Origin of the sequence: Streptomyces sp. NPDC049915 (assembly GCF_040656475.1) — a bacterium.
Lineage (GTDB): Bacteria > Actinomycetota > Actinomycetes > Streptomycetales > Streptomycetaceae > Streptomyces.
Genome location: NZ_JBFAMH010000013.1, coordinates 110,382 through 135,939, shown reverse-complemented (window position 1 = coordinate 135,939; position 25,558 = coordinate 110,382). Strand labels below are relative to the sequence as shown.

Genomic DNA, 25,558 nt, shown 5'->3' with positions numbered 1-25,558 from the left:
GGTCCTTCCTCTCTCGTTCGGAACGCGAACGCCCTTGATCACGTCCCACGTCTCCACCGCGATCCGTCGTTTGTCAGTGCCGAGCCGTAGGGTGGTCGCGCTATGACGAAGCCCTCACTTCCCGAACTCCTGCACGCTGCGGTCGCCGCCGTCGGCGGCACAGAGCGTCCCGGCCAGGTGGCCATGGCCCAAGCCGTCGCCAAGGCGATCGACGACAGCTCGCATCTGCTGGTCCAGGCCGGCACCGGTACGGGCAAATCGCTGGGCTATCTCGTGCCCGCGCTCGCGCATGGCGAGCGGGTCGTCGTCGCGACCGCCACCCTCGCCCTGCAGCGTCAGCTCGTGGAGCGCGACCTGCCCCGCACCGTGGACTCGCTGCATCCATTGCTGCGCCGCCGTCCGGAGTTCGCCATGCTCAAGGGCCGGTCGAACTATCTGTGCCTGCACCGCCTGCACGAGGGTGTTCCGCAGGACGAGGAGGAGGGCCTGTTCGACCAGTTCGAGGCCGCCGCACCGACCAGCAAGCTGGGTCAGGACCTGCTGCGCCTGCGCGACTGGGCGGACGACACGGAGAGCGGCGACCGGGACGACCTCACCCCGGGTGTCTCCGACCGGGCATGGGCTCAGGTGTCGGTCTCCTCTCGGGAGTGCCTGGGCGCCACCAAGTGCGCCTACGGTGCCGAGTGCTTCGCCGAGATGGCCCGTGAGCGCGCCAAGCTCGCCGAGGTCGTCGTCACCAACCACGCGCTGCTCGCGATCGATGCCATCGAGGGCGCTCCCGTGCTGCCGCAGCACGAGGTGCTGATCGTCGACGAGGCGCACGAACTGGTCTCCCGGGTCACCGGCGTCGCCACCGGCGAGCTCACCCCCGGCCAGGTCAACCGCGCGGTGCGCCGCGCGGCGAAACTCGTGAACGAGAAGGCCGCCGATCAGCTGCAGACCGCCGCGGAGGGCTTCGAGCGGCTGATGGAGCTGGCGCTGCCGGGTCGTCTGGAGGAGACCCCGGAGGACCTCGGATACGCCCTGATGGCGCTGCGCGACGCGGCGCGCACGGTGATCTCCGCGATCGGCGCCACGCGCGACAAGTCCGTGCAGGACGAGGACGCGGTCCGCAAGCAGGCACTCGCGTCGGTGGAGAACGTGCACGACGTGGCGGAGCGCATCGTCAACGGTTCCGAATGGGACGTCGTCTGGTACGAGCGGCACGACCGCTTCGGCGCCTCGCTGCGTGTGGCCCCGATGTCGGTGTCCGGCCTGCTCAGGGAGAAGCTGTTCGCCGACCGGTCGGTGATCCTGACCTCCGCGACGCTGAAGCTGGGCGGTGATTTCAACGGCGTGGGCGCTTCCCTGGGGCTCGCTCCGGAGGGCACGGAGGGAGACGACGTCCCGCAGTGGAAGGGCGTCGACGTCGGTTCGCCCTTCGACTACCGCAAGCAGGGCATTCTGTACGTCGCCAAGCATCTGGCGCGTCCCGCACGCGACGGCGACCGCGCCGACATGCTGGACGAACTGACCGAGCTGATCCAGGCCGCTGGTGGCCGTACCCTCGGCCTGTTCTCCTCGATGCGGGCCGCTCAGCTGGCGGCCGAGGAGCTGCGCAGCCGGATCCCCGAGTTCCCGATCCTGCTGCAGGGCGAGGAAACCCTGGGCGAGCTGATCAAGAACTTCGCCGCCGACCCGAAGACCTGCCTGTTCGGCACGCTCTCGCTGTGGCAGGGCGTCGACGTGCCGGGCGCGAGCTGCCAGTTGGTCGTCATGGACAAGATCCCGTTCCCGCGGCCGGACGACCCACTGATGAGCGCCCGCCAGAAGGCCGTGGAGGACGCCGGAGGCAACGGCTTCATGGCGGTCGCGGCCACGCATGCGGCACTGCTGATGGCCCAGGGCGCCGGCCGCCTTGTGCGGGCCTCGGGCGACCGCGGGGTGGTCGCCGTACTGGACCAGCGTCTGGCCACGGCCCGCTACGGCAGCTATCTGAAGGCGTCCATGCCTGACTTCTGGTACACGACGGATCGCAACCAGGTGCGAAAGTCGCTGGCGGCCATCGATGCGACAGCGAAGCCGGCCGAGACGGTGAGCGCGCAAGCCGAGGCGGCGGACGCGCAAGCCGAGGCGGCGAGCAAGCAGCCCGAGGCGGTGTGACCATGCGGGCCGCGGCGGTGTGAGCACGCGGCTCGCCACAGTGGTGCGTACGGGGTGGCTTGCCCGGCTGCGGACGCGAGCCACCCGACCGGACCGGACCGACCGGACCGACGAACGGTGCAGGGCGGATTCCGCCCGCCGGGTATTCCGGGGCGAACGAAGGACGCGCGCCGGCCGCGCACGGGAGCGCGACCCGGCAAGTGGTCGTGCCAGGGCAGCACAAGGGCCCCGGAACCGGCGCAGAGGTCCCGGGGCCCAGTCAGGGAGCGGCGGGTCGGCATGCCCGCCTGGCTGCGTGCGGCGTCGACGCGGCCGTACCGGCGTGGTCGCCGCAGCGGCGCTCAGACGCGGCGCAGAACGGCCACCACCTTGCCGAGGATCGTCGCGTCGTCACCGGGGATCGGCTCGTATGCGGAGTTGTGCGGCAGGAGCCAGACGTGGCCGTCCTCGCGCTTGAAGCGCTTGACCGTGGCCTCGCCGTCCAGCATGGCGGCCACGATGTCGCCGTTCTCCGCGACCGGCTGGCGGCGCACGGTGACCCAGTCGCCGTCGCAGATCGCCGCCTCGATCATCGAGTCACCGACGACCTTGAGCACGAACAGCTCACCGTCACCGACGAGCTGCCGCGGCAGGGGGAAGACGTCCTCGACGGACTCCTCGGCGAGGATCGGGCCACCGGCGGCGATCCGGCCCACCAGCGGGACGTACGACGCGGCCGGCTTGCCCGCGGTGTCCGTCGGCTGGATCGGGGCCGCCTGGTCGGAGCCCCGTACCTCGTAGGCGCGCGGGCGGTGCGGGTCGCGGCGCAGGAAGCCCTTGCGCTCCAACGCCATCAGCTGGTGGGCGACGGAGGACGTGCTGGACAGGCCGACCGCCTGGCCGATCTCCCGCATCGAAGGCGGATAGCCCCGGCGCTGCACGGAGTCCCGGATGACCTCGATCACCCGGCGCTGGCGATCGGTGAGCCCCGAGCTGTCGGCCCGGATGCCTGGAGGTCGCCCCGGCAGGGAGCGCTTGGGCCCCTCGGGGTTCACGGCTTCGTTCATCACATGCACCGGCTCGAGTCGGCCCTGGGAGCGGTCCTGGGCGGTGATGGTGGCGCTGTCTGCGGTGGTGGTCACGTCGGCCCCTCTCGGTGGTCTCCCTGCCAGCACAACGGTAGTTGCTTTCGAAAGGTTGCGCCAAACACACGTTCGAGTGAAAAACCGTGATTCGCGTGACGCGATCGTGTGTCCGGGTGTATGGCTGACGTGGTTCTTGGCGGGCAAAAGCGCCCATTGCTGTACTCTTCACCGCCGGGTGCCGATCCCGTGATGCGTCGGCCCCAGTCTGCCACCCGGCTTCCCGGGCGCCGCGAACCGGCCCCGCTCTGCGCGGGAGCCCTACCCGATCTCCGTGCGGCGCCCACGGTATCTCCGTGATGTGCCGGAACGATACGGCCGGACGCGCAGTGCCGTACCCCTGTCGGCCCCGCGTGTCGCGCTCGGCCGCGGCGCCGGCCGGCTCGACCGCATTCCGGCGCGGCAAGAGCCGCTTACCGGCGCGACACACACGCGTGGTGTGCATGTATGCGCCAATCCCCACATCTAGTGGTTGGATGGCTACCGCAGCCCACAAGTTGTGGTCCCCCTGGTCTCCGAGCCCTCGGCGATCGCCTATGCTTGGGGCTGCTTCGCGGGGCTCATGAGGCCCAGCGAGGCTATTGAGTCTGCTGTGAGGAGGGTTGGGAGTTTATGCACTGCCCCTTCTGCAGGCACCCCGACAGCCGTGTCGTCGACAGCCGTACGACCGACGACGGCACGTCGATCCGCAGGCGCCGTCAGTGCCCTGACTGCTCCCGTCGTTTCACGACGGTGGAGACGTGCTCACTGATGGTGGTCAAGCGGTCCGGAGTCACCGAGCCCTTCAGCCGCACCAAGGTCATCAACGGCGTGCGCAAGGCATGCCAGGGACGGCCTGTCACCGAGGACGCGCTCGCCCAGCTCGGCCAGCGGGTCGAGGAGGCCGTGCGGGCCACCGGGAGCGCCGAGCTGACCACCCACGACGTGGGGCTGGCCATACTCGGCCCGTTGCAGGAGCTCGACCTCGTCGCCTATCTGCGGTTCGCCTCGGTCTACCGTGCGTTCGAATCGCTCGAGGACTTCGAGGCCGCCATCGCGGAGCTCAGGGAACAGACCGGACGCCCCGCCGCGGTCGACGAGGACCGCGAAGGCGACGCAGGCGCAGGCGCCGGCGAGGGGAGCCAGGAAAACGAACGCGGGTCATCGGGGGCGGTCCAGGTCCCCGAACCCGCGAGCGCCGCCGACTGAGCGACGGGCCGGACACGGGAGCAAACCTTCCGGATCCGGTCGGCGGCGGCGACACGAAGACCTGTTGCGGGCGGCAGCGAGAGGGTGCCCGCGACACCAGACAGAACACCGTGCCACGGGAACATCGGGGCACTTCAGGGCGTTTTCGCCCGTACAGGGAGGCGGCATGACAGAGACGGCGAGCGGTCCGGCACGAGGTTCCCGAGCAAAGGGCGCCAAGGGCACCAAGGGGCTGCGTATCGAGCGCATCCACACCACCCCCGGGCTGCACCCGTACGACGAGGTGACCTGGGAGCGCCGTGACGTCGTCATGACCAACTGGCGCGACGGCTCGGTCAACTTCGAGCAGCGTGGCGTCGAGTTCCCCGACTTCTGGTCGGTGAACGCGGTCAACATCGTCACCAGCAAGTACTTCCGTGGTGCCGTCGGCACTCCGCAGCGCGAGACCAGCCTCAAGCAGCTGATCGACCGCATCGTGAAGACCTACCGCAAGGCCGGCGAGGACCACCAGTACTTCGCCTCGCCCGCCGACGCCGAGATCTTCGAGCACGAGCTGGCCTACGCCCTGCTGCACCAGATCTTCAGCTTCAACAGCCCCGTCTGGTTCAACGTCGGAACCAAGCAGCCCCAGCAGGTCTCCGCCTGCTTCATCCTGTCCGTCGACGACTCCATGGAGTCGATCCTCGACTGGTACAAGGAAGAGGGCATGATCTTCAAGGGCGGCTCGGGCGCCGGCCTGAACCTCTCCCGCATCCGCTCCTCCAAGGAGCTGCTGTCCTCCGGCGGCAACGCCTCCGGTCCGGTCTCCTTCATGCGCGGCGCCGACGCCTCCGCCGGCACCATCAAGTCCGGTGGTGCCACCCGCCGTGCCGCCAAGATGGTCGTGCTCGACGTCGATCACCCCGACATCGAGGACTTCATCGAGACCAAGGTCAAGGAAGAGGAGAAGATCCGCGTCCTGCGCGACGCGGGCTTCGACATGGACCTGGGCGGCGACGACATCACGTCCGTCCAGTACCAGAACGCCAACAACTCCGTCCGCGTGAACGACGAGTTCATGACGGCCGTCGAGAAGGGCGGCAAGTTCGGCCTGCGCGCCCGGATGACCGGCGAGGTCATCGAGGAGGTCGACGCCAAGGCGCTCTTCCGCAAGATCGCCGAGGCCGCCTGGGCCTGTGCCGACCCCGGTATCCAGTACGACGACACCATCAACACCTGGCACACCTGCCCCGAGTCCGGCCGGATCACCGCGTCGAACCCGTGCAGCGAGTACATGCACCTGGACAACACGTCCTGCAACCTGGCCTCGCTGAACCTGATGAAGTTCCTGAAGGACGACGGCAAGGGCAACCAGTCCTTCGAGACCGAGCGCTTCCAGAAGGTCGTCGAGCTGGTCATCACCGCGATGGACATCTCGATCTGCTTCGCGGACTTCCCGACCCAGAAGATCGGCGAGAACACGCGCGCGTTCCGCCAGCTCGGCATCGGCTACGCCAACCTGGGCGCCCTGCTGATGGCCACCGGCCACGCGTACGACTCCGACGGCGGCCGCTCCCTCGCCGGCTCCATCACCTCCCTGATGACCGGTACGGCCTACCGCCGCTCCGCCGAGCTGGCCGCGGTCGTCGGCCCGTACGATGGCTACGCCCGCAACGCCGACGCCCACAAGCGCGTCATGAAGCAGCACGCCGACGCCAACGGCAAGGCCGTCCGCATGGACGACCTGGACACCCCGGTGTGGGCCGCCGCCACGGAGGCCTGGCAGGACGTCGTCCGCCTCGGCGAGAAGAACGGTTTCCGTAACGCCCAGGCGTCGGTCCTCGCCCCGACCGGCACCATCGGTCTGGCGATGTCCTGCGACACTACCGGTGTCGAGCCCGACCTGGCGCTTGTGAAGTTCAAGAAGCTGGTCGGCGGCGGCTCGATGCAGATCGTCAACGGCACCGTCCCGCAGGCCCTGCGCCGCCTGGGCTACCAGGAGGAGCAGATCGAGGCGATCGTCGCCCACATCGCCGAGAACGGCAATGTGATCGACGCCCCCGGCCTCAAGCCGGAGCACTACGAGGTGTTCGACTGCGCCATGGGCGAGCGCGCCATCTCCCCGATGGGCCACGTCCGCATGATGGCCGCGATCCAGCCGTGGATCTCCGGCGCCATCTCCAAGACGGTCAACATGCCGGAGACGGCGAGCGTCGAGGAGGTCGAGGAGATCTACTTCGAGGCCTGGAAGCTCGGCGTCAAGGCGCTCGCGATCTACCGTGACAACTGCAAGGTCGGCCAGCCGCTCTCCGCCAAGACCAAGGACAAGGAGAAGGCAGAGGTCACGGAGAAGGCCGAGGCGACCATCCGCGAGACGGTCGAGAAGGTCATCGAGTACCGCCCCGTCCGCAAGCGCCTGCCCAAGGGCCGCCCCGGGATCACCACGTCCTTCACGGTCGGCGGCGCCGAGGGTTACATGACCGCCAACTCCTACCCGGACGACGGTCTCGGTGAGGTCTTCCTGAAGATGTCCAAGCAGGGCTCGACCCTCGCGGGCATGATGGACGCCTTCTCCATCGCCGTCTCCGTCGGTCTGCAGTACGGCGTGCCGCTCGAGACGTACGTCTCGAAGTTCACCAACATGCGCTTCGAGCCGGCCGGTATGACCGACGACCCGGACGTGCGGATGGCGCAGTCGATCGTCGACTACATCTTCCGCCGCCTGGCGCTGGACTTCCTGCCCTTCGAGACCCGCTCCGCCCTCGGCATCCACTCCGCCGAGGAGCGTCAGCGCCACCTGGAGACCGGCTCCTACGAGCCGTCCGACGACGAGGTCGACGTCGAGGGCCTGGCCCAGTCGGCGCCGCGCGCCCAGGAGCTGAAGGCCGTGGCCACGCCGCAGTCGGACGCCGGTGCGACCAAGGCCGCCCCGCAGCAGGCTCACACCAACGCGGAACTGGTGGAGATGCAGCTGGGCATCCAGGCCGACGCCCCGCTGTGCTTCTCCTGCGGTACGAAGATGCAGCGGGCCGGTTCCTGCTACATCTGCGAGGGCTGCGGCTCGACCAGCGGCTGCAGCTGAGGTGAGCGCCGGCACGGCGCGCATCGACTGACCGCGGGGCGGTGGAACCGGAAAGACGGTTCCACCGCCCCGCGGTGCTTCGCGGCCTCGCTTTCAGGACGGCCGGATCCGCCCCATCACCCTCGCGAAGTCCGCCGGGTCCTCCTCGAAACCGTGGACGCCCGGACGGAACCCCCACTCGCCGGAGGTGTCGCGGACGAACTCCGCGACCGTCGCCGCCGTAGCCCCGAGCACCTCGCCGAAGTCGCCCTCGAACAGATCCGTGTATCCCTCGCGGATCCGCAGACCCGGATTGAGCACCCCGATGAACGTCCGGTGTGCCGACCGCTGCTGGATGACCGCACCGACGACCACGCGCGCGTACCGGCCGTCCAGCCGGTCCAGCTCGAGCGTCATGACCTCGTCCCAGCCGAAGCCCCTGCCGTCCCTGCTGTCGCGGTTGAGATAGATCGTGCCGTCCGGAGAGCGGCTGTCGAAGTGGACGACATAGTCCGGATCGCCGTACGGCTCGTCCGCCGTGTACGTCGCGGCGACCAGGTCCAGGTCGGCCGGTGGCTGCCCCGCCGGACTCGGATCCCACTTGAGTGCGACCTCGACCTTGCGGATTCCCTTGCTGAGGCCGTTCACGGACTCCCCTTCCCGACTGCCCGACCACCCTCGCCCCGAACTGCCCACTGGGCAGGGACGGTTGTCCATCCTGCCACGCACGCGTGCCTCCTCGTACGGGCAGAGTCGGCCGGACAGTGACCCCTGCCACGTTTCCTGGCCTTACGATGGCGCGGTGCTGGTCAAGTGGATTCGCTGCACCGTGGTGGACCGCCGCGGTTTCGAGCGGGGGCAGCGGAAATGGGCGGGGCTTCTGGGGGAGCCGGGCTTCAGAGGGCAGGGGGGTGGCTGGAGCCGGAAACGCCCCGAGGTCGCGAACCTCTTCGCCTTCTGGGAGAGCCGCGCCTTCTACGACTCCTTCATGGCCCGCTCCCACGACCGGCTGGCGGCCGCGCAGGCCGGCACCTTCAAGGACGCGCAGGTCCGGCTGTTCGACTACCGCTTCGACGTGAAGACCGGATTCGAGCCGCGCTTCACCGACGCCGACCTGATCCGGGCCGCTCTGTGCCGGGTCAACGAGGAACGCGTCGAGCACTTCACGCTGATGCAGGAGAAGGTGTGGAATCCGGCGATGGCCGGCTCGCCCGGCATGATCCGCGGGCTGTTCGCAGAGGCTCCGGGGCACGAGTTCCTGGTGCTGTCGATGTGGCGCTCGGCCGCCGAGCACGGCAAGTACCGCACCGAGAGGGTGGAACGCCTGGCCCTGCGCGCCCAGACCGAAGCGGACATCGCCTCTCTGTCGGGTGAGATCGTGGACCTGGAACCCACCTGGACCGTGTGACCCGGCGCCCGCTCGGGTGTGACCTACGCCGTATAAGCCCGGTCCGATTACCCGGTCGGCCGACACCCGATCTAGGGTTTCGGCATGGCACGACCACGGCGCATCGTCCTTGTCCGGCACGGTGAGTCAACCGGCAACGTTGATGACACCGTGTATGAACGCGAGCCCGACCACGCCCTCGCTCTCACCGAGCGGGGCTGGCAGCAGGCCGGGGAGACCGGCAAGCGACTGCGCGAACTCTTCGGCCAGGAGCGGGTCAGCGTCTACGTGTCCCCCTACCGCCGCACGCACGAGACGCTGCGCGCCTTCCACCTCGATCCGGAGTTCATACGGGTACGGGAGGAGCCCCGCCTGCGCGAGCAGGACTGGGGGAACTGGCAGGACTGCGACGACGTCCGCCTCCAGAAGGCCTACCGGGACGCCTACGGCCACTTCTTCTACCGCTTCGCCCAAGGGGAGAGCGGCGCCGACGTGTACGACCGGGTCGGCGGCTTCCTGGAGAGCCTGTTCCGCAGCTTCGAAGCCCCGGACCACCCGCCGAACGTGCTGATCGTGACCCACGGCCTGGCCATGCGCCTGTTCTGTATGCGCTGGTTCCACTGGACCGTCGCGGAGTTCGAGTCGCTGTCCAACCCGGGGAACGGCGAGACGCGGATGCTCGTCCTCGGGGACGACGGCAAGTACGCGCTCGATAGGCCGTTCGACCGCTGGCGAGATCCGGAACCGTACGGGATCACCGGATAGAGTGGCAGGGCGATGACCGCTGATTCCTCTTTCGACGGGCGCCTGGTCCGTGCCCTGAACAGCCTGCGCGGACTGGCGGTGGGGGACGCGCTGGGTTCCCAGTTCTTCGTTCCCGCGAACTATCCGCTGCTCAAGAGCCGCGAGCTGCCGCCGGGCCCGTGGCAGTGGACCGACGACACGGAGATGGCCTGCTCCGTGGTCGCCGTCCTCGCCTCCCAGCAGCGCATCGACCAGGACGCCTTGGCCCGTTCCTTCGCCGAGCACCACGACTTCGACCGCGGATACGGCCCAGCCGTCAATCGTCTGCTGCGGCTGATCCGCGAGGGCGGCGACTGGCGTGAGCTGTCCGCTGCGCTCTTCAAGGGGCAGGGCTCCTGGGGCAACGGCGCCGCGATGCGGATCGCGCCGCTGGGCGCCTGGTACGCCGACGATCCCGAGCAGGCCACCCACCAGGCGGAGATCTCCGCGTACCCGACGCACCAGCACCGTGAGGCCGTGGTCGGCGCCATGGCCGTGGCCGCGGCCGCCGCACTGGCCGCCGCTCCGGGCGGTCCGCCCAGCCCCGAGGCGCTGCTGGACGCAGTGGTCGCGCTCGTACCCAAGAGCGCTGTCGGACAGGGCCTGCGGCGCGCACGGGACATGCTCGACTACGGCGACGCCGCGACCGTCGCCGCGGTGCTCGGCTGTGGTCGGCGCACGAGCGCCCACGACACGGTTCCCTTCGCGCTCTGGTCGGCCGCGCGGTCCCTCGGCGACTTCGAGGAGGCCTTCTGGACCACCGCTCAGGTGGGCGGCGACGTGGACACCACCTGCGCCATCGTGGGTGGCGTGCTGGCCGCCGGGAAGGCGGGCGGACCGCCGGGGGCCTGGGTGGACCGGACGGAGGCACTGCCGGGCTGGGTACCGGTGTCCGGTTGAACGGTTGGTTGTCGGCCTGAGAGGTTGGGCGCTGTCCGCCAGAGTTGTCCGGCCGGCGCGCTTGGGTGCTCCCGTTGCCGGGCCGCCGCTCACGTACGCAGGGAAACTCTCCGTACTGGCTGGGAACTCCGTGTAATCGCCGCGCGTTGTCCCGTCAGTCGCTGGCATTGCGCCGCTGTCTTTGCCTCGCGGCGATATGCGCCGCTCGAGTGGGCGGCACCGACGGATCGGGGGGTGGTCATGCGGATGCTGGTCTTGAATCTGGGGTGGGCCGTGATGGCCGCCTTGCGGTTGGCTGTCCTGCGGTTGCCGTCGCTCCGGCAGTGGTGGCCGCCCGGATGGCAAGGACTGGGGCCGACCGGAGGGGTGCGGATGGCCGGACCGGCGTTGCCGTCGTCGGTCTTCCGGGCGCGCTGCGACCATCCGCCGTCCTGCGTGGGCCCCTCCGGCTGTGTGGGCCCCTCCGGATCAGGCCATCGGTCCGGCCGTGCCCGCCAGCGCCTCCAGATCGCTCTTGCGGACCCGGATCACCACCCACGCGGTGACCAGGGCGAGGGCCGCCATGGCCGCGGCGGGGACGAACGCCGAGGAAATGCCGTGGGCAAGGACCTCGTGCCCCCAGGGGGCCGGCAGCTGGTGCGTCCTGGCGAACTCAGCCTTCTGCTGTGCCGTTGCGTTGGCGAGGAAATCGGGCACCTGCTTCCGCGCCTCGTCCCTGCTCGCCGAGCCGAACACGGTGGTCAGGATGGACAGTCCGAGCGAACCGCCCACCTGCTGCGTCGCGTTCAGCAAGCCGGACGCCGCGCCCGCCTCGTGCTGGGCGACACCGGAGACGGCCGTGACCGTCACCGTCACGAAGTTCAGGCCCATGCCGAAGCCGAAGATCAGCATCGGGCCCAGCACGCCGCCGACGTAGGTGCTGTCCGGGTCGATCATGGCCTGCCAGGCCAGCCCGACCGCCACCAGCGCCGAGCCGGTGAGCAGGAACGGCTTCGGGCCGAGCAGGGGCAGGAAGCGCTGGGACAGACCCGCGCCGATGGCGATCGCGACCGTCACGGGCAGGAAGGCGAGACCTGCCTTGATCGGGCTGTAACCGAGCACGTTCTGCACGAACAGCACGATGTAGAAGAACATCCCGAACATCGCCGCGGCCAGGCTGAGCATGATCACGTAGGTGCCGGAGCGATTGCGGTCGGCGAACATCCGCAGCGGGGTGATCGGCTCCTTGGCCCGCCTCTCGGTGAACACGAAGGTGACCAGCAGTACGAGCGCGGCGGCGAAGGAGCCGAGGGTCAGGCTGTCCCGCCAGCCCTCCTCCGCGGCGCGGATGAAGCCGTACACCAGGGATGCCATACCGGCTGTCGAGGTCAGTGCCCCGGCGATGTCGAAGCGCCCCGGGTGTCGCTCGGACTCGGTGATGTACAGCGGTGCGAGCGCGGCGATCAGCAGCCCGATCGGCACATTGACGAACAGCACCCACCGCCAGTCCAGCCATTCGGTGAGCATGCCGCCGGCCAGCAGGCCGATCGCGCCGCCGCCCGCGGAGACGGCGGCGAAGACGCCGAAGGCCCGGTTGCGCTCCGGGCCCTCGGGGAAGGTCGTGGTGATCAGCGCCAGCGCCGTCGGCGACGCGATCGCGCCCCCCATGCCCTGCAGAGCCCGGGCGGCCAGCAGCTGCCAGGGCTCCTGGGCCAGTCCGCCCAGCAGGGAGGCGAAGGTGAACAGCAGGATGCCGGTCATGAAGACGCGGCGCCGGCCGAGGATGTCTCCGGCCCGCGCCCCGAGCAGCAGAAGACCGCCGAAGGTGAGCGTGTACGCGCTGACCACCCAGGTGAGGTCGGTGGTGCTGAACTTGAGCGCGTCTTGAATGTGCGGAAGGGCGATGTTCACAATCGTCGCGTCGAGTACCACCATGAGTTGGCAGGCCGCGATGACGGCGAGTGCGATGCCGGGATGCCCCTCCCGGCGAGCCGCACCTGGTTTCTGGTCCTGGACGAGTTGAGAGGTAGTGGCCATGGGTCCCCCACAAGAGCCTTAGTGAACGATGGCGTTCACTGTCGCGTCCACGGTAGTGAGCCCCCATAGAGAACGCAAGCGTTCACCTTGTGGTCGGCTGCTCGGCGTGTCCCCCGCCCCCTGCCGTGCCCCAAGCCCCGTTGCCCCACGACACCCGCTCTCTCTGCCTGGAGACACTCGGATGGTTACCTCGCGCTGGACGGCCACCCCCGCACGGACGGCCGCTCCCCGCCGGCGCGGCGCCGTGCTCGAACGCGCGATCCTCGACGCCGCGCTGGAGCAGCTCAGCACGGTCGGCTGGAAAGGCCTCACCATGGAGGGCGTCGCCGCCGGTGCCCAGACCGGCAAGGCGGCGGTCTACCGCCGCTGGCCGTCCAAGGAGGACCTGGTCGCCGACGCACTGCAGGCCGGACTGCCGGCGCTGGACGGCGCCCCGGACCTCGGCAGCGTGCGGGAGGATCTGCTGGCGCTGTGCCGGCGCTCCCGCGACGCCATGTTCTCGCTCCCCGGACTCGCCCTGCGGGCCGTGATTCACGAATGCGATCCGATGCAGGCCGAGCGCTTCCACACGGTCATCGTCGACGGAGTGGTCCAGCCGATGCTGGAGCTGCTGCGCGAGATCATCGAACGGGGCATCGAACGGGGCGAGGTACGGGTCGGCGCCGCGAATGGCTATGTCCTGGACGCCATTCCGGCCATGATGATGTACCGCGCCAAGATGTGCGCCAGCGAATGGGGCGACCAGGACATCGAAGAGATGGTCGACCAGTTGATGCTTCCGCTGCTGCGACCGGGCGGCGACTGACGGCGGGTCGCAGGTGCGTCGTCAGGTCACAGGGGCTTGTCGTCGGGTGGGGAAGGGCTTGTCGTCGGGAGGGGGGCCGGGGTGTCGCTCAAGGATCACGGCGGCGTACGCTAAGGACGCCATGCCGTACGAAGCACCTACTCACACCGTCGAGCGCTCCCTGCGCGCCACGACCGGAGCAAAGGTCATCGCCGGTGTCGACGAGGTGGGGCGCGGCGCCTGGGCCGGTCCCGTCACCGTCTGCGCGGCGGTCACCGGACTGCGCCGCCCCCCCGAGGGGCTCACCGACTCCAAACTGCTCACCGTCAAGCGACGCAACGAGCTCTCGCAGGCGCTGCTGAAGTGGGTGACGGCGTACGCCCTCGGGCACGCCACCCCCGAGGAGATCGACGACCTGGGGATGACAGCCGCGCTGCGGCTTGCGGCGGGACGGGCCCTGGAGGGCCTGCCCGTCCGTCCCGACGCGGTGATCCTCGACGGGAAGCACGACTACCTCGGCACACCGTGGCAGGTCCGCACGGTGATCAAGGGGGACCGTTCGTGTGTGGCGGTCGCGGCGGCCTCGGTCATCGCCAAGGTCCAGCGCGACAAAATGATGGCCGAACTGGGCGTCGAGCATGCACACTTCGGTTTTGCGGACAACGCCGGGTACCCCTCGCCCGTGCACAAGGCCGCACTGGCCGAGTGGGGGCCCACCCCCCACCACCGGTTGTCGTGGGCGTATCTTGATGCGCTGCCCCAGTGGCAGCACCTCAAGAAGGCCCGCAGCTGGGCGGACGGAAGCGTTCCGGAGATCGAGGGCCAGCTCGGCTTCGATTTCTGACCGTTTCGCTCGCACTCATGTGCCACCCGTTCACGTGAGCCGCACCAACGTTTGATAAATATCAGCCCATGCCTCTCATTCCCGAGGAGCCTCAGATTCACGAGAGTGCCCAGGGTCCCCGCGCCACTCCGGCCAGTGGCCGCACCGCGCCGACCCCTCGTCCCGTACCCGGTCCCCGCCCCGCGGCTCCGGCCCGCCCCGGCCGTCCCGGCCCCCTCCGGCCCACGCCTCCGGTGCAGCGCACGCCCCGCGAAGCGGTCCCGGCCCAGCCGGCACCGGCCGCCGCCGCCCCGGCGGCTGCGCAGATCCAGCTGATCCCGGCTTCGGTCGAGGGTGCCCTCGACGCCGCCGAGGAGGCCCTGGACCTGCTCCTCGACTCCGGCCGCGCCCCCGGTGACGTGCTGGTGATCACCACCGGCGAGCAGCACCCGTGGGCCACCCACGAGCTGTCGTTCGGCGAGACGTCGTACTGGGCGCAGCACGATGCGCGCGACGACGTCTTCTATGCCGACGCCGCCGTGGTCGGCCGTGCTGCCTCCCGGCCCGTGGTCGTCGTCGCGCTCAACGGTGGAACCGACGCCGCTGCCGCGACCGCACTGTCCATCGCGCACGGCAAGGCAGGCGCCCTGCTGATCGTCTGCGGCGACCCGCAGAAGATCAACGCGGTGCTGGGCGCGGGAGTCTGACGGCCCGCCGACGGCCTCGGCCGCACCGTCCGCGGACCGTTACGGGCCGACCGGACGGGCCGGTGCTCGACGGTTGCCAGGCCATTGCGGGCCAGGGTTGCCAGGCCCCGTGTGGGCCGCGCCGCCCCGGAGATGCGCCGTACCCGCTGGGTGACAGCGGCTGCGTCCGCTCGAGTGGCCGGACTGTTTCCGCGTCCGGGCTGTTGTACGGCACAGAGCCGGTCTGCATCCGCTCCCGCCGGGCTCGGCGCAGGAGCCCGGCGGGGCAGTGGGTGCGGGCTCGGCCCGTGAGGCATGGCCCGTGAAGCCGGGCGCGAGGGCGCGAGGTTGGGTCATGGGCCTGCCTGCTACGGCCAACGGCTTCGGTGGGTTTTCGCTGGCTTCCGTCAGCGCGGTGACTGCCGTGAGCCGGTGAGCCTTCGGGTCCCGGTGAGCCCGTCGCGTCAGCGGGCCGCTGCCCGGCGCAGGATCTCCGACGCTACGCCGCCCGTGCGGGGCAGATGAGGCGGCGCCTCGGCCGTCGCAAAGGGTTCCGGTGTGGAGGAGGCGTGGGGGCGGCGGCCGCCGCGGCCTTCGCCGAGGACCTGCCAGCCGTCGCGCGTCAGGGTGATGTAGGCCCCGCAGCGCAGCCCGTGCAAGGTGCAGGCGTCACGCAGTCCCCACATCCACGCGCCGTCCTCCTCCGTCCAACGTGCGTCGCCCTCACGGCAGTACAGCAGCACGGCGGTGCGCACCGGAGTACGGCGCCGCAGGTCGTGCGGGATCACCCGGCGCAGCTGGGACAGGAGCACGTTGCGGAACAGCCAGCCGTCGGCCGGCGCGGGGCGGCGGGTGAAGGACGCGCTCGCCCGCAGCCGCTCGTCGGGGTCGAGAACCGCCACGATCGCGGTCGACGGCCCAGGCTGGTGCCGGGCGTGCAGTCCGCTGACGACTTCCCTGGGGTTGCGCAGCAGAGGGATTCCCGCGGCGGCCCACTCGGCGGGTTCGAGCAAGCGGCTGGCGGACGCGGCGGACGCGGACGTCGACAAGGACGCCGCCGAGGACGGAGCGAATCCGAAGGTCACGTTCCTCCCTTCGGCTACGCGCCCATACTGCGGGCGAGTCGGATTCGAGGGAGCCCACACCGCAGCAGAGCTCTGCCGGACCACGGGCGGGCCGCGCGGGGAGCGGACTTCAATTCTTCCTGTCGAACTTGGATGCGGCAACGAGCAATTGGGGCCACAGACCGGTATGAGCTGGTGTGAGGCTTATATCTCGGCGTTGTATTTCTTCCCCCGTTCCCGGCCGCTGATGCACCGCCACGGCGCGGGCGGAAGGCGCCACGGAGAGTGAGAGACGACCGCTGCAGTGCCGAGCAACGGGCGGCTCGGCGCGGTGGGCGGGCCGCTGCTGCGCACCGGCTCGCGTCTCCGCGCCGAGCCGGTGGCTCAGCCCTGCACCGCCAGGACGAGCGGCAGCGCCCCGGGCGCCCCGGCCCGTCGGAGCAGCCGGGCGGCGATCGCCAATGTCCAGCCCGTTTCGGTGAAGTCGTCGACGAGGAGGACCGGGCCCTGGGCCTCTCTCAGGGCGGCGGCCAGTTCCGGCGCCATCGTGAGCGTCCCCGTGAGCGCCTTGACGCGCTGGGCGCTGTTACTGCGCGCGACCGGAGAGGCATCGGGTGCGTACTCGACCGATCCCAGCAAAGGCAGGCGCCCGACCTCCGCGATCCGCGCGCCGAGGGAAGCGATCAACTGCGGCCGGCTGCGCGAGGCGAGCGTGACGACACCGACCGGGCGGGGAGGGGTCTCCTCCGCTCCCGAGGCCCAGCCGCCGGGCCCCTTGGCCCAGTCGGCCAGCACGCCGATCACGGCCTTCGCCACATCGTCCGGAACCGGCCCGTCGGGCGACTGCGGTGCCAGCAAAGGCCGCAGCCGGTTGCCCCAGCCGATGTCCGACAGACGCCCCAACGCCCGCCCCGGACCTGCCTGTTCCCCGGCCGGAATGCGCCCCTTGAGTTCGATGCCGATCGCCGGCAGGCCTGTCGGCCACATGCGCCGCGGCTCGACCTCGACACCGGCCCGGCCGAGGTCGACGCGCGCCGCGTCCACAGCGGACGCCGAGGTGTCGGCCGTGAAACGGGATCCCGCGCAGTTGTCGCAGCGGCCGCACGGCTTGGCGCCCTCGTCGTCCAGTTGCCGCTGCAGGAACTCCATGCGGCAGCCCGTCATCGACGCGTACTCCCGCATCGCCTGCTGCTCCGCCTTGCGCTGCCGCGCGACCCAGGCATAGCGCTCCGCGTCGTACGTCCACGGCTGCCCGGTCGCGATCCAGCCGCCCTTGACCCGCTTCACCGCCCCGTCCACGTCGAGGACCTTGAGCATCGTCTCCAACCGGGACCGGCGCAGCTCCACCAGAGGCTCCAGCGCCGGCAGGGACAGGGGCCCCGCGGCTCGCCCGAGGACGTCGAGCGTGCGTCGCACCAGGTCCTCCGAGGGAAAGGCGAGCGAGGCGAAGTACTCCCAGATGGCCTCGTCCTCCTTGCCCGGCAGGAGCAGCACCTCGGCGTGCTCCACACCGCGGCCGGCGCGTCCGACCTGCTGGTAGTAGGCGATCGGCGAGGATGGCGAACCGAGGTGGACGACGAAGCCGAGGTCGGGCTTGTCGAACCCCATGCCGAGCGCGGAGGTGGCGACCAGAGCCTTCACCTTGTTGCCGAGCAGGTCGTCCTCGGCCTGCTGTCGCTCCGCGTTCTCCGTCCGCCCGGTGTACGACGCGACGGTGTGACCGCGCTGTCGCAGGAAGGCGGTGACCTCCTCGGCGGCGGCCACGGTGAGCGTGTAGATGATGCCGGAACCCGGCAGCTCGTCGAGATGGTCGGCGAGCCACGCGATCCGGTGCGCGGCGTCCGGCAGCCGCAGCACGCCCAGCGTCAGGCTGTCCCGGTCCAGTGGGCCGCGCAGCACCAGGGCGTCGGAGGTGTCGCCGGTGCCGAGCTGTTCGGCGACATCGGCGGTCACCCGGGCGTTGGCGGTGGCCGTGGTCGCCAGCACCGGCACTCCCGCGGGCAGGTCCGCGAGCATGGTCCGCAGCCGCCGGTAGTCCGGCCGGAAGTCGTGCCCCCAGTCCGAGATGCAGTGGGCCTCGTCCACCACGAGAAGGCCGGTGGCGGCCGCGAGCGCGGGCAGAACCTGGTCGCGGAAGTCGGGGTTGTTCAGCCGCTCGGGGCTGACCAGCAGCACATCCACCTCACCGGCGGCGATCTCGGCCTGGACGGTCGCCCACTCCTCGGTGTTGGCCGAATTGATCGTGCGGGCGTGGATGCCGGCCCGGGCCGCCGCGTCCACCTGGTTGCGCATCAACGCGAGCAGGGGGGAGACGATGACCGTGGGCCCGCTGCCCCGGGCCCGCAACAGCGAGGTCGCCACGAAGTAGACCGCGGACTTTCCCCAGCCCGTGCGCTGCACGACCAGGGCACGGCGTCTGTCCGCGACGAGCGCCTCGATCGCCCGCCACTGGTCCTCGCGCAGTCGCGCCGCGCCGGTCGGGTCCCCGACGAGACGGGCGAGGACCGCGTCGGCGGCCGCCCGGAGATCCGCGTTGCTCGTGTGCTCCATGTGTCCATACAACAGGACGCCACTGACAATCCGGGTACGGCGGCGGCCGACGGCTCGCTCGGCTGGGGCTCCGGTGGCGAGTGACGGCTCGCGCAGGCGGGCCTTGCGACGGCTCGCTGCGCCGGCCCTCGGGAGGCGCTCGGCCGGTCCTTCGGCGAGGACTGGCCACGGTGGTCGGAGGCATACGTTGACGTGTCCCTGACCGAACTTATCCACAGCCCCAACCGGAACATCGAAATCCGCGAGATCGTCTCCGCATGACGAACCACAGCGAAACCACAGGATCCTTCGAAAACGACGCGTTCCGCCATCTTGTCGGCCCCTTCGGACCCGACGACCTCCCCGCGCACCAGGTGACCCTGCGCACCCCCGCCGAGCTGGCCGACGCCCTGCCCTACCTGCTCGGCTACCGCCCCGAGGACAGCATCGTCCTGGTCGCCCTGCACGACCACGGCGGACGTGGCCGGTTCGGCGGCCGGGCCCGGCTCGGCATCCCCCGCAACACCGACGACTGGCCTGCGGTCGCCCGTGAGCTGACCCGGGGGCTCATCACCGGAGGCCGTCGGCGAGGCGCCCCGCCGGAGCAGATCGTCGCCTACCTCTGCCAGGAGCCTGCGCCCGGCGAGACGGGCCGGCAGGTCATGGAGCGGTTGCAGCCGCTCGCCCACAAACTCCGCACCGAGTGCGGATCGCTCGACGTACCGGTCATCGAGGCGTTGTGCATCTCGGACGGCCGCTACTGGTCGTACATCTGCGAGCGCGAGGCCTGCTGCCCCTCCGAAGGCGCCCCGATGGGACTGCCCGGCACCTCCGTACTGGCAGCCGCGGCCGCCTACGCGGGCGTGCGGGTGCGCGGCACGCTGCGCGAGCTACGGGCACGCCTGTTGCCCTGGGAGACGTCCGCCGCCCTCGAACAGGAGGTGGCCCTGGACACCGCCAGTATGGCGCTGGTTCCCCGGATCATCGACGGTGCGGGCCTCGAGGTCGCCGAGGAGACGGTCACCTCCGCCGAACAGGTCATGCGGCGCTTGGCTGGAGCGCCACCGCTGTCCGGCGCCGCCGCAGCGGACCGGCGTGACGACGAACTGCTGGACCACGACGAAGCCGCTGCCCTGATTCTCGGCCTGCAGGACCGCACCACCCGCGACCGGCTGGCCGAGTGGATGGAGGGCGACGAAGCCGACCCCGCACTCCGCCTGTGGCGCGCACTCGCCCGTCGATGCGTCGGCCCCTACGGCGAGCACGCCGCGGCGCCCCTCACCCTCGCCGGATGGGTCGCCTGGTCGACAGGTGACGAGATCGAAGCCCGCGAAGCCCTCGCCATGGCGCTCGCCGCGGACCCCACGTACGTCTTCGCGCGCCTCCTCCACCAGGCCGTCAACGAAGGGCTGGACCCCGAGTCGGTGCGGCGCTGCCTGCGCGCGGCGCGTGACGAACGCACACGTGCCGCGACGTCAGCAGAGCGTGCCGGCGCCGTGGCAGAGAGCCGAGACGGCACGGACCGACCGTGCGCCGACGAGCCCTCCGCGGCACCCGGCCTTTGCGCCGGCGATGCCGCCGATGTGGACGCCGTCCAGCCTGCGACCGGTACCGGGGTGAAGGTGCCGCCGAGGTCCGGCACCGGCGAGCGGCGACGACGCCCCGGAACCGGACGCCCGCGGGCCGGAACGCGCCCGCGGACCCAACGACCGGCCGGCGCACGCCCACGCACCGCGGGCAGGACGACCGGCCGGCACGAAGGCGCCGCCGGGGACGGCACGCCGACGGCCGGCGCAGACGTCGAGGGGGAAAGGTGAGTGGGGTTCCGCCGGCAGGCACGGGGCGTCGCAGGTGCGCGGACGGCGGTGGTGCGGGCCGCCGAACCGCTGTGAGCAGTGACGCTTTCGGGTGTCGATCCAGGTCCGGCCCGCCCCGAGGGGTTCGCGATCGGGCGTGTCACCATCAGCCCGCCCCAGAGCCATTCCGGTGGGGGCGTGACCCCGGCGAGCCCAGCTCCGTTCACCTGAGTGGCGGAACCTCAGGGCCAGGTGTACGGCCGCACCGAACCCGCTCCGCCGCAGCCCCCCATCCGGCGCCGACCACGCCCGAGACGCACAGCGGGCAGAAGCGCCATCGCATGCGGCAGCCCACGCCGCCGTTCGCGGCCCCGCCGGACACCCTCACAGCTTCGCCGCACCGGACAGCCGGCGGCCCGCACCTCACACCGACCACGGCACCCACGGCCTCCACCAACATCCCGCAGCCACACCCGGCCGCGCATGCCGCCACACCCGCTACCGCCGAGGCCACATCACCGGGCGCCCCCGGCAGCACCGCGACCGCCCCGCGACCGACCTCCCACGGCATAGCGCCGCCGGCCCGGCCCACCGCCCCCCGGCAGCCGGTCGATCTCCCGGCCGTTCACACCAGCCTGATCGGCGTCGCGCTGCCCGGACTCGCGATCTCGCAGGACGGGCAGCTCACCGGCCGACGGCTGGACGGCATCTACCGCGCCGGCCGGCGTCTGCTGTCCCGCTGCCAAGTCCGGGTCGCCGGGCGTGAACCGCTCACCGTGCAGGCACGGACGACCGGCGCCGACCGGCTCGCCCGGTCCGTCTCGGTCGTGATCCGCTGTCGACCGTGATCCGCGATGTTTCGACATGATCGGCTGACGACCGTGATCCACGTCGCTTCGACCGTGATCCGCTGTCGACCATGACCCGCGCTGTTTCGATCGTGATCCGGTCTGCCTGAGACTTGATCAGGTCGGCCCGTGTGTGACCGGCTGCTCCGACCTGATCCCGGGATCACTTCGCGCCCGCAGATCGGTAGCCGGAGAACGTGCGTCTCGGGAACCGCCTGCCGCACCCCGGCACAGATGACCCGGAACGGAAGGCGGCGGACGCATTGCACACCGCACGGCGAAAGGAAGCCGGACGCACGGCGCACCGCACGGGCGAAAGGAAGTGGATCAGCGGGCGAAGCGGCCGACGAAGGGCGTGTTTATCGTCAGGCAGACGACTATGATCGCCGCATGCCCTACGACCCGTCAGCCTTTCCGCCCTTCGCCGTCACCGTGGACCTGGTCGTGCTGACCGTGCGCCGCCATGCCCTGTGCGCGCTGGCGGTGCGCAGGGGCGAGGCGCCGTTCAAGGGACGCTGGGCGCTGCCCGGCGGTTTTGTACGGGCCGATGAGGATCTGGCGCAGGCCGCAGCGCGCGAGCTGGCCGAGGAGACGGGACTGCGCGTCCACGACCCCTCGGTACCCGTCCAGGACAACGGCGCGCACCTGGAGCAGCTGGCGACCTACGGCGACCCCAAGCGCGACCCGCGCATGCGCGTCGTCAGCGTCGCGCACCTGGCGCTGGCCCCTGATCTGCCCGCGCCGCGGGCGGGCGGTGACGCCAGCAACGCGCGGTGGGCCCCCGTGGAGGAGTTGCTGCAGCAGGGCGGTTACGGCCGTGACGGGGAAGCGGTCGCCCCCCTCGCCTTCGACCACGCGCAGATCCTCGCGGACGGCGTCGAGCGCGCCCGCTCCAAGATCGAGTACTCCTCGCTGGCCACGGCGTTCTGCCCGCCCGAGTTCACGGTCGGCGAGCTGCGCCGCGTGTACGAGGCGGTGTGGGGCGTCGCTCTCGACCCGCGCAACTTCCACCGCAAGGTGACCGGCACCCCGGGATTCCTGGTCCCCACGGGCGGCACCACCACCCGCCAGGGCGGCCGTCCCGCCCAGCTCTTCCGAGCGGGCGGCGCCACCCTGCTCAACCCGCCGATGCTGCGCCCCGAAGTCTGACAGTCCCCATCAGGGGCAATCTGCTGCTCCCGGAATCCCGCGCTGCTGCACGGGCCATGCCGGCTGCAGGGCCACACGGGTGCTCCAGGACCTACGGGATGCCGTACGGCGGCGACCAGCACCGAACGCGCCCGGGATGCCCGAAAAACCCGAAATGGCGCGCTATCTTGCTGCGGTGATCCAGGCCTTCGGACTGACCAGCAATCCGCGCAAGGACCTTCCCCCCGCCGTCGACGACGTCTCCTTCGAGGCGCATGCGGGCCGCGTCACCACGCTGCTGGGCGCAGCCGGTGCCGGCAAGACCACGGTGCTGAGGCTGATGCTCGAACTCGAACAGGGCCGTGGCATCACCTACTTCAGAGGCCGCCCGCTGCACCGCATCGCCCATCCGTCCCGCGAGGTCGGAGTGGTGCTGGGCGATGTCCCCGGACATCCCGCCCGCACGGTCCGTGGTCATCTGCGCATGCTGTGCGCGGCGGCCGGAGTCCCGGCGCGCCGGGCCGACGAAGTCCTCGAAGCCGCCGGGCTCGTCGGCTTGCGCGAGGAACGCCTCGGCACTCTCTCGCGCGGTATGGACCGCCGGCTCGGACTGGCCTGCGCCCTCCTCGCCGACCCGCACACCCTCGTCCTCGACAACCCCACCGACGGGCTCTCCGCCCGGGAGAGCCGCTGGCTGCACGGGATGCTGCGTGCGCACACCACCCAGGGCGGCACGGTCCTGCTCACCACGACCGACCCCAAAGAGGCCGCCCGCACCGCCGACCGGGTCGTCACCCTGGAGGAGGGCAAGGTCGTCGCCGACCAGGAGGCCGCGGACTTCTCCCGAACCCGGCTGCGGCCCCGGGTGGCCGTGCGCAGCCCGCACGCGCCCCGCCTGGCGGCCCTGCTCGCCAAGGAGGCCCGAACTGCCCGGCGCTCCGTGGAGGTCGTGCCCGAGGCCGGAAACCGCCTCTCCGTGTACGGCAGCACCTGCGCCGAGGTCGGAGAGATCGCCTACCGGTACGGCATCCTCGTTCACCAACTCGCCGACGAGGTCGGCGACATGGGCGCCGGCGCGGCCGCCGAACCGTGGGGTGAGGCCGGGAACGGCGCTGATCTCGGGGAGATTGAGCGGGCGTACGGCAGCGAGGGAGATGGGGATCGGGCGGCTCTCCCTGCCGCGGAGGGCGAAGGGCCAGGCGGAGCCGGCGACCGACCGGTCATCGGACCCCAAGCGACCCAGGAAGTAACTGAGGTCTCACTGGCCGCAGAGGCAACGAAACATCGGGCGACAGGCCTTCCCGCGGTAACGGAAGGGCAGCCGCACGCGGAAGGGCAGCCGCACGCGGAAGAGCCGCCGCACGCTGAAGAGTCGCCGCACGCCGAAGAGGAGTCGGACGCTGACGGCGGGCGCGGCAGTGGTGACCGCGGTGGTCAGGATGCCTCTGCGGTTCGGGCCCCCCTCCCTCCCCTCCCACCCCCCATCTCCGTCCGCCCCGCGCCCAGCCCCCTGCGCCCCCTCCGTTACGAGGTGCGGCGCGCCACGGGGATCAGTACCGGTTTCGTCACCTGCGCCGCCGTGCTGATCGTCTCCGCTCTCACCGCCGTGATCCTGGCTCGCATCGGGCACACTCCGCAGCACCGGCTGCTCGCCGCCTGGCCGCGGGAACTGCCCTGGCCGCCCGCTGCGCTCGGTGCCGGGTTGCTGGGCGCGCTCGCGTTCGGTGACGAGTTCCGCCACCCCGCTCTGGCGGCGGACCGCGGCACCGTGCCCCGCCGGCTGGGGCTGCTCACGGCCAAGCTCGTGGTCTCCGCGGCCACGGCGCTGATGCTGGCCTTTCTCTCCGTGGGCTGCGATGCCGAAGTGCTGTACCTGTTCTACGGGCGGGAGCTCACGGAAGTTCCCGGGGACTGGCTTGTGATGTCCGCGAGTTGGGCCGGGCTGGTCGTCGGATGCGCGTGGGCCGGTGTGCTGGCCGCCGGTGTCTTCCGGTCCACGACGGCAGGGCTGGCCGCCGTGGTCGCCGTACCGGTCGCCGTCGTGCCCCTCGTACACCAGGCCGTCGCGGGAGCGTCCGTGCGAGAGGCCGCCGGGCTGTCCGCGCGGATGCGTGAGGTGCTTCTGCTGCAGTGGCCCTTCGGCGGAGAGCGCTATCTGCTCGCCGCCGTTCGCTTGATCGCGCAACCTGTCGGGGGCGCGCTGATGTTGTCCCTCACGGCTCTGCTCTGCGCATATGTGCTCACCAACCTGCGCAGCCGGGTCCGCTGACGACCGTCCGTGCCCGCCCCTGCACGGGTTGTGTGCAACTCTCCCGAGGGAAGCTCATTTCTTTCCGATAAGGCGTCAATTGCGATGCGGTGAGCGATCACCCTTTCGTGTGCTTTTCACCAAAGCCCTCAAGGGAGTTGGGGGCAGCGCCGAGAAAGGAATCCGTGAGTACCCTTGCGCACACCATGATGACCGCCGCCCGCTCCGCAGACTCCGGCCTCGCCGGCCCGGGCGAACTCGACCGCTACCCCTACGCCGAGGCCCCCGCCGACCGCGTCGGCGCACCCGTCTGGGAAGGAGCGGAGCCCGAGCTCGGCCGGGTGGGCCGGCGGGCCGCGGGCAACCGCGGCCGCGGGCTGCACGGCCAACTCGTCCAGCAGCTGGGACAGATGATCGTCTCCGGTGACCTGGGTGCCGACCGCCCGCTGGTACCCGAGGAGATCGGCCAGCGCTTCGAGGTCTCCCGCACCGTCGTGCGCGAGTCGCTCCGCGTGCTGGAGGCCAAGGGACTGGTCAGCGCCCGCCCGAACGTGGGCACGCGCGTGCGCCCCGTCAGCGACTGGAACCTTCTCGATTCGGACATCATCGAGTGGCGTGCGTTCGGACCGCAGCGTGACGACCAGCGTCGTGAGCTGCACGAGCTGCGGTGGACGATCGAGCCGCTGGCCGCGCGCCTGGCCGCGGGGCACGGGCGTGAGGACATCCAGCAGCGGCTGGCCGACATGGTCGAGATCATGGGGCACGCCCTGGCGCAGGGCGACGCGCTGACCTTCGCCCGTGCCGATGCCGAGTACCACACCCTGCTCATCCAGCTCGCGGGCAACCGCATGCTCGAGCACCTCTCCGGGATCGTCTCCTCGGCCCTTCAGGTTTCCGGCGGCCCGATCGCCGGCTGTGACCGGCCGAACGACGCGTCCCTGGCGCTGCACGGCAGGATCGTCGACGCCCTCGCCGCCGCGGACGGCTCCGCGGCCGAGATGGCCATGCGGCAACTGCTCACCGTCCACCCCGAGGTGGAGCCCGTGGTTCCCGCGCCGCGCGAACACTGACCCCG

General features: G+C 70.9%; 18 protein-coding genes and 1 pseudogene. 14 read left to right on the top strand and 5 right to left on the bottom strand.

Annotation, left to right across the window (positions count from 1 at the left end; genetic code table 11):
* The first annotated feature begins 102 nt into the window (after positions 1 to 102).
* On the top strand, positions 103 to 2,142 hold the full coding sequence (locus AB0J12_RS23180) for an ATP-dependent DNA helicase (RefSeq protein ID WP_363266258.1): 2,040 nt from the start codon (positions 103 to 105) through the stop codon (positions 2,140 to 2,142).
* A 341-nt stretch (positions 2,143 to 2,483) separates the two neighbouring features.
* On the opposite strand, the gene lexA is transcribed toward AB0J12_RS23180, so the two are convergent.
* Positions 2,484 to 3,263 carry a transcriptional repressor LexA gene (gene lexA, locus AB0J12_RS23175; RefSeq protein WP_363266257.1) on the bottom strand — a complete coding sequence of 260 codons (780 nt, stop codon included), beginning with the start codon at positions 3,261 to 3,263 and terminating at the stop codon, positions 2,484 to 2,486.
* 612 nt (positions 3,264 to 3,875) lie between these two features.
* On the opposite strand from lexA, the gene nrdR reads away from it, so the two are divergent.
* Together nrdR and AB0J12_RS23165 are read left to right on the top strand one after the other, a co-directional pair.
* Entirely contained in the window at positions 3,876 to 4,451 is a 576-nt protein-coding gene (nrdR, locus tag AB0J12_RS23170; RefSeq protein WP_363266256.1) for a transcriptional regulator NrdR, read from the top strand.
* Positions 4,452 to 4,617: 166 nt separating this feature from the next.
* The gene (locus tag AB0J12_RS23165) at positions 4,618 to 7,512 is read left to right on the top strand and encodes a vitamin B12-dependent ribonucleotide reductase (protein ID WP_363266255.1); all 2,895 of its coding nucleotides are present in this window, start codon (positions 4,618 to 4,620) and stop codon (positions 7,510 to 7,512) included.
* A 93-nt stretch (positions 7,513 to 7,605) separates the two neighbouring features.
* Here the strand turns inward: AB0J12_RS23165 and AB0J12_RS23160 are convergent, their stop codons facing one another.
* Positions 7,606 to 8,139 carry a TerD family protein gene (locus AB0J12_RS23160; protein WP_363266254.1) on the bottom strand — a complete coding sequence of 178 codons (534 nt, stop codon included), beginning with the start codon at positions 8,137 to 8,139 and terminating at the stop codon, positions 7,606 to 7,608.
* A gap of 154 nt (positions 8,140 to 8,293) precedes the next feature.
* On the opposite strand from AB0J12_RS23160, the gene AB0J12_RS23155 reads away from it, so the two are divergent.
* The 3 genes from AB0J12_RS23155 to AB0J12_RS23145 all read left to right on the top strand — a co-directional run bounded on the left by AB0J12_RS23155 (position 8,294) and on the right by AB0J12_RS23145 (position 10,561).
* Entirely contained in the window at positions 8,294 to 8,899 is a 606-nt protein-coding gene (locus AB0J12_RS23155) for a YdbC family protein (RefSeq protein WP_363266253.1), read from the top strand.
* An 84-nt stretch (positions 8,900 to 8,983) separates the two neighbouring features.
* Positions 8,984 to 9,643 (top strand): phosphoglycerate mutase family protein, encoded by a 660-nt coding sequence (locus AB0J12_RS23150; protein ID WP_363266252.1) that lies wholly within the window; start codon positions 8,984 to 8,986, stop codon positions 9,641 to 9,643.
* Positions 9,644 to 9,655: 12 nt separating this feature from the next.
* On the top strand, positions 9,656 to 10,561 hold the full coding sequence (locus AB0J12_RS23145) for an ADP-ribosylglycohydrolase family protein (protein WP_363266251.1): 906 nt from the start codon (positions 9,656 to 9,658) through the stop codon (positions 10,559 to 10,561).
* Positions 10,562 to 11,029: 468 nt separating this feature from the next.
* Here the strand turns inward: AB0J12_RS23145 and AB0J12_RS23140 are convergent, their stop codons facing one another.
* Entirely contained in the window at positions 11,030 to 12,577 is a 1,548-nt protein-coding gene (locus tag AB0J12_RS23140) for an MFS transporter (protein ID WP_363266250.1), read from the bottom strand.
* A gap of 181 nt (positions 12,578 to 12,758) precedes the next feature.
* On the opposite strand from AB0J12_RS23140, the gene AB0J12_RS23135 reads away from it, so the two are divergent.
* The 3 genes from AB0J12_RS23135 (at position 12,759) to AB0J12_RS23125 (ending at position 14,891) form a co-directional block, all read left to right on the top strand.
* A complete protein-coding gene (locus AB0J12_RS23135; protein WP_363266249.1) occupies positions 12,759 to 13,382 on the top strand; it encodes a TetR/AcrR family transcriptional regulator in 624 nt (207 codons plus the stop codon).
* 121 nt (positions 13,383 to 13,503) lie between these two features.
* Positions 13,504 to 14,205 (top strand): ribonuclease HII, encoded by a 702-nt coding sequence (locus AB0J12_RS23130; protein WP_363266248.1) that lies wholly within the window; start codon positions 13,504 to 13,506, stop codon positions 14,203 to 14,205.
* 68 nt (positions 14,206 to 14,273) lie between these two features.
* Positions 14,274 to 14,891, top strand: a complete 618-nt coding sequence (locus AB0J12_RS23125; RefSeq protein ID WP_363266247.1) for a hypothetical protein — start codon at positions 14,274 to 14,276, stop codon at positions 14,889 to 14,891.
* A gap of 443 nt (positions 14,892 to 15,334) precedes the next feature.
* Here the strand turns inward: AB0J12_RS23125 and AB0J12_RS23120 are convergent, their stop codons facing one another.
* Entirely contained in the window at positions 15,335 to 15,955 is a 621-nt protein-coding gene (locus tag AB0J12_RS23120; protein ID WP_363266246.1) for a hypothetical protein, read from the bottom strand.
* 363 nt (positions 15,956 to 16,318) lie between these two features.
* Positions 16,319 to 18,484: a RecQ family ATP-dependent DNA helicase gene (locus tag AB0J12_RS23115; protein WP_363266245.1), complete on the bottom strand. Its 2,166-nt coding sequence runs from the start codon at positions 18,482 to 18,484 to the stop codon at positions 16,319 to 16,321.
* 257 nt (positions 18,485 to 18,741) lie between these two features.
* On the opposite strand from AB0J12_RS23115, the gene AB0J12_RS23110 reads away from it, so the two are divergent.
* From AB0J12_RS23110 to AB0J12_RS23090, 5 genes and pseudogenes are all read left to right on the top strand, one after another.
* Positions 18,742 to 20,280 (top strand): DUF4192 domain-containing protein, encoded by a 1,539-nt coding sequence (locus AB0J12_RS23110; RefSeq protein WP_363266244.1) that lies wholly within the window; start codon positions 18,742 to 18,744, stop codon positions 20,278 to 20,280.
* Positions 20,281 to 20,828: 548 nt separating this feature from the next.
* A pseudogene (locus AB0J12_RS23105) lies at positions 20,829 to 21,062 on the top strand (glycogen debranching N-terminal domain-containing protein); the annotation flags it as partial.
* 435 nt (positions 21,063 to 21,497) lie between these two features.
* On the top strand, positions 21,498 to 22,256 hold the full coding sequence (locus tag AB0J12_RS23100; protein ID WP_363266243.1) for an NUDIX hydrolase: 759 nt from the start codon (positions 21,498 to 21,500) through the stop codon (positions 22,254 to 22,256).
* Between the two features lie 154 nt (positions 22,257 to 22,410).
* Positions 22,411 to 24,504: an ABC transporter ATP-binding protein gene (locus tag AB0J12_RS23095; protein WP_363266242.1), complete on the top strand. Its 2,094-nt coding sequence runs from the start codon at positions 22,411 to 22,413 to the stop codon at positions 24,502 to 24,504.
* Positions 24,505 to 24,668: 164 nt separating this feature from the next.
* The gene (locus tag AB0J12_RS23090) at positions 24,669 to 25,553 is read left to right on the top strand and encodes an FCD domain-containing protein (protein WP_363266241.1); all 885 of its coding nucleotides are present in this window, start codon (positions 24,669 to 24,671) and stop codon (positions 25,551 to 25,553) included.
* Positions 25,554 to 25,558 lie beyond the last annotated feature (5 nt).